6 protein-coding genes and 1 pseudogene are annotated in these 4,455 nt (G+C 73.6%); 1 reads left to right on the top strand and 6 read right to left on the bottom strand.

Features of this window, described 5'->3' with window-relative positions; genetic code table 11:
• Window positions 1-522 (bottom strand): FAD-binding oxidoreductase (locus G3I65_RS48800; protein ID WP_160702408.1); only part of this gene is annotated, 522 nt, incomplete at its 3' end.
• A gap of 130 nt (window positions 523-652) precedes the next feature.
• Here G3I65_RS48800 and G3I65_RS48795 point away from each other — a divergent pair.
• Entirely contained in the window at window positions 653-2,761 is a 2,109-nt protein-coding gene (locus tag G3I65_RS48795) for an elongation factor G-like protein EF-G2 (RefSeq protein ID WP_160702406.1), read from the top strand.
• 70 nt (window positions 2,762-2,831) lie between these two features.
• Here G3I65_RS48795 and G3I65_RS48790 read toward each other — a convergent pair whose 3' ends face one another.
• From G3I65_RS48790 to G3I65_RS48770, 5 genes and pseudogenes are all read right to left on the bottom strand, one after another.
• A complete protein-coding gene (locus tag G3I65_RS48790; protein WP_160702404.1) occupies window positions 2,832-3,335 on the bottom strand; it encodes an XdhC family protein in 504 nt (167 codons plus the stop codon).
• Between the two features lie 13 nt (window positions 3,336-3,348).
• A complete protein-coding gene (locus tag G3I65_RS48785; protein WP_160702402.1) occupies window positions 3,349-3,618 on the bottom strand; it encodes a hypothetical protein in 270 nt (89 codons plus the stop codon).
• A 32-nt stretch (window positions 3,619-3,650) separates the two neighbouring features.
• Window positions 3,651-3,902, bottom strand: a complete 252-nt coding sequence (locus G3I65_RS48780; RefSeq protein ID WP_160702400.1) for a hypothetical protein — start codon at window positions 3,900-3,902, stop codon at window positions 3,651-3,653.
• Window positions 3,899-4,168, bottom strand: coding sequence for a hypothetical protein (locus G3I65_RS48775; RefSeq protein ID WP_125315201.1), 270 nt, complete (start codon window positions 4,166-4,168; stop codon window positions 3,899-3,901). The genes G3I65_RS48780 and G3I65_RS48775 overlap by 4 nt, the downstream gene beginning before the upstream one ends.
• Before the next feature lies 1 nt (window position 4,169).
• Window positions 4,170-4,455 (bottom strand): annotated as a pseudogene (locus G3I65_RS48770) (NUDIX hydrolase); the annotation flags it as partial.

The following is a 4,455-nucleotide window of genomic DNA, read 5'->3' as shown; positions in this document are numbered from 1 at the left end:
CCCGTACTTCCGGTCGAGCAGGCCGACGCCGCCACCGAGGGCGAGCCCGGCGATGCCGACCGTGTCGCAGCTGCCCGCCGGGAGCACCCGCCCGGCCGCGGCGAGCGTCGTGGCGACCGGCCCCAGCCGGGCACCGGCGCCGATCACCGCGCGGCCGTCCGGGCGTGCTTCGACGCCCGAAAACCGGCTCAGGTCCACGACGATCCCGCCGTCCACTGTGGAATAGCCGGGGTAGCTGTGCCCGCCGCCGCGCGCGGCGACCGGCAGCCCGTGCCGGGCCGCGAACCCGACAGCCAGCTGGACGTCTTCGACGCGCGCGGCACCGACCACAGCGGCCGGCATCCGGTCGTCGTACATCGTGAAGAAACCCAGCTTGGCCTCCGGGTAACCCGGGTCGCCCGGCCGGAAGAACGGCCCCGAGAGCCGCTTGCGCAGCCGCGCCCAGTCGTCCGGCGGCGGCCACCCCGCCAGGCCCGCCACCGGCACCGCTCCGGAAACCCGCAAGAAAGTCCGCCTGTCCACGTCACTCCCCCTGCCCCGGGTGCCCCCGGGCATTCGGCTGGTCCCGGGGGCCCTGCCTTGCCGTGACCAGGGTAGCGGGTGTGTGATCGAGGACACATCCCGTACACCAGCCGTTCGCCGAGGAGTCGTCATGGCAGACAAACAAGCCAAGAACGCCGACACCGGGGCCGCCGTCGCTGTGGACGACCCCGCGAAAGTGCGCAACGTCGTGCTCGTCGGCCCGTCCGGTTCGGGGAAGACCACCCTCACCGAGGCCCTCCTCGCCGCCTCCGGCACGGTGCCGCGCGCGGGCTCGGTCGTCGACGGGACCACGGTGTGCGACCACGACCCGGCGGCGGTCCGCCAGCAGCGCTCGGTCGGCCTCTCCGTCGCGCCGGTGCTGCACCAGGGCCACAAGATCAACCTGATCGACACGCCGGGGTACGCGGACTTCGTCGGGGAACTGCGGGCCGGGCTGCGCGCGGCCGACGCGGCGTTGTTCGTCGTCTGCGCCGCCGAGGGGGTGGACGCGGCGACGGTCGCGGTCTGGGAGGAGTGCGCCGCGGTCGGCATGCCGCGCGCGGTCGTCGTCTCCCGGCTCGACCACCACCGGGCCGACGCGATGGCCGAGATCGCCGCGTGCCGGGCCGCGTTCGGCGACGGTGTGCTGCCGCTGTACCTGCCCGCGGGCGACGGCCTGGTCGGGCTGATCACCCAGCGGTACTTCGACTACTCCGGCGGGCTGCCGGCGAAGATCGGCGAGCCCGACCCGGCGGAGCTCGAGCGGATGGCCGAAGCCCGCAACGAGCTCATCGAAGGGATCATCGCCGAGAGCGAAGACGAGTCGCTGATGGACCGGTACCTCGCCGGGGAGGAGATCGCCGAGGACACCCTCATCTCCGACCTGGAGACCGCCGTCGCGCGCGGGTCGTTCCACCCGGTCATCCCGGTGTGCTCGACCAGCGGGATCGGCCTGACCGAGGTGCTCGACGGGATCGTCCGCGCGTTCCCCTCGCCGCTGGAGCACCAGCCGCCCGAAGTCACCACGCCGGACGGCGGGACGCACGCCGCCATCACCGCCGACCCCGCGGGCCCCCTCGCCGCGGAGGTCGTCCGGACGGCGGTCGACTCCTACGTCGGCCGGGTGTCACTGGTCCGGGTGTTTTCCGGGACGCTGCGCCCCGAGCGGCCGGTGCACGTGTCCGGGCACGGCCTCGCCGAACGCGGCCACGAGGACCACGACGCCGACGAGCGCGTCGCGCACCTCTACTCGCCGCTCGGCGCGAACCTGCGGGAGGTGCCGTACTGCGTCGCGGGCGACCTGTGCGCGCTGACCAAGGTCGGCTCGGCGGAAACCGGCGACACCGTCTCCTCGCCCGACGACCCGCTGCTGATGGAGCCGTGGGCGATGCCGGAGCCGTTGCTGCCGGTCGCGGTGGTCGCGAAGACCCGCAGCGACGAGGACACCCTCGCCCGCAACCTCTCCCGCCTGGTCGCCGGCGACCCGACGCTGCGGCTGGACCGCAACGCCGAAACCGCCCAGCTGGTGCTGTGGTGCATGGGCGAGGCCCACGCCGACGTCGTGCTCTCGCGGCTGCGGGCCGGCGGCGCCGACGTCGAGACCGAGCCGGTGAAGATCAGCCTGCGCTCGACGTTCAGCAAGCCGGCCAAGGGACACGGGCGGCACGTCAAGCAGTCCGGCGGGCACGGCCAGTTCGCCGTGTGCGACATCGAGGTCGAGCCGCTCCCGCGCGGCGGCGGGTTCCAGTTCGTCGACAAGGTCGTCGGCGGTTCGGTCCCCCACCAGTTCATCCCGAGCGTCGAGAAGGGCGTGCGCGCCCAGCTGCAGCGCGGGCTGGCCGACGGGCACCCGGTGGTCGACGTCAAGGTGACGCTGGTCGACGGCAAGGCGCACAGCGTCGACTCCTCGGACGCGGCGTTCCAGACGGCCGGCGCGCTGGCGCTGCGGGAGGCGGCGGCGAGCGGGCACATCACGATGCTGGAGCCCCTCGAAGAGGTGGCGATCCGGCTGCCGGACGAGCACCTCGGCACGGTGCTGGGCGACCTGTCGTCGCGGCGCGGCCGGGTGCTGGGCACCGAAGCCGGCGACGGCGGCCGGACGGTGATCCGGGCGGAGGTCCCGGCGACGGAACTGGTGCGGTACCTGATCGACCTGCGCTCGATGACCTCGGGAACGGCGACGTTCACCCGCCGCCACGCCCGCTTCGAGCCGATGCCGGAAGGGATGGCGGTCCACTGAACGCCGTGGCCGGTCGTGAGTGTTCAGGGCGGTTCTAACCGCCCTGAACACTCACGACCACTGGACCACGTCAGAAGTCGAAGCCGCCGGGTCGGCCGTTACGGTCGGCCAGCAGGCCGGCGAGCGTCGCGATGGCGATCTCCGGCGGCGTGCGCGAGCCGATGTTCAGCCCGACCGGCCGGTGCACCCGGGCGATGTCGTCGTCCGGCACGCCCAGCCCCTGCAACGCGGCCACGTGCGGACCGGGGTGCCGCGGGTTGCCGAGCACGCCGATCCAGCGCGGGTTCCCGCCCAGCGCGGCCTTCAGCACCTCCCCCAGCTCCGGCCGGTGGTGGTCGGTGACGACGACGTCCGCCGACACGTCGAGGGGCGGCAGCGTCGTGTCCGCCTCGACGCCCTCGGGCCCGTCGGTCGCCCGCGCGGGGTCGGGCTCGTACAGCGCGACGTGGTAGCCCAGCTCCCGCGCGAACGTGAGCAGGTGCCGCGCGACCGGCGAGGCGAACACCGCCACCAGGGTCCGCACATCGGGGTCCGCCTCGGCCGCGCCGTGGGCGACGTCGCAGGTCTCGCTCATGCCGCCCAGTCTGTCAGCCGCCGGCCTGTTCGCCCACCGTCACGCGGAACTGCCACACGTCCGTCTTGCCCTTGACGAGCACCAGGTACCCGTCGGTCACGCGCAGCACCACGCGCTTCTGCGGCGACAACGGCCGCGGCGGCCGGTGCTGCTTGGCCAGCAGGTACGCCTCGTCGAACGCGGTGTCGCGGTCGGCGTACCCCGCCGCGTCGGCGACGCCCCAGCCCCGGCCGTCGCCCATGCCGCCCTGCTCTTCGATGACCACCCACCACGTCGAACCCATGCCGCTCCGACGCGCCCGCGCCCGGGGTGGTTTCAGATCTCTTCGAGCACGCTCAGCCGGAAGTGGAACACCGACGCCCGGCCCTCGACGACCACCAGGTAGCCGCCGTCACCCCGCAGAACCCTCCGCGACTTCGGCGACCACGGGTAGGCCGGCTCGTACTCCCGGGCCAGCCGCAGCGCCTCGGTCTCGGCGGTCTCCCGATCCGCGAAGGAAAACTGCTCGGACAGCGACCAGTTCCGTTCCGAGCCGCGCTGCTCCTCGACGATCACCCACCAGCTCATTCGGGTGCCGTCACCGTCTCGCCGAGCGTCACGCGGAAGTGGAACGTCTGGGTGCGCCCGGTCGCGATCACCAGGTAGCCGTCACCGACGCGCAGGACCTTCCGCTCCTTGACCCCCGACGGGTGCACCGGCTCGTGCTCGAACGCCAGCCGCCGCGCCACCTCGTCGGCGTGGGCGCGGTCGCCGCCCGCCGGCTTCGTCTTGGTGACGTTCCAGGCGCGCGCGTCCCCGCCGCCGCGCTGTTCTTCGACGACCACCCACCACATGTCAGACCTCCGGCTCGGCGAACTCGAAGTACTCCGGCAGCGGCGCCGTGCCCGCCAGCTTGAAGTACCGGACCTTGCGCCGCCGCCGCAGCCGCAGCGTGTCGCGGACGGCGTCGTTGTGGACGCGGCGGGCGATCACCACCCGGTGCTCGGCGTCGGTCAGCTCCTCGGCCAGCTCGGCGGGCAGCCCGGCCCGGTCGACGCGGCTCAGGTGCAGCGTCAGCTCGTTCTCCTCGGCCTCGCGCTCGGCGCGCGGAGCCGCTTCGGCGCGTTCGGCCGCCGTCCGC

It is taken from the genome of Amycolatopsis sp. SID8362 (assembly GCF_010550475.1).
Classification (GTDB): domain Bacteria; phylum Actinomycetota; class Actinomycetes; order Mycobacteriales; family Pseudonocardiaceae; genus Amycolatopsis; species Amycolatopsis eburnea.
Note: the sequence above shows the minus strand (reverse complement) of the source record. Positions and strands in the feature narration are given on the sequence as shown.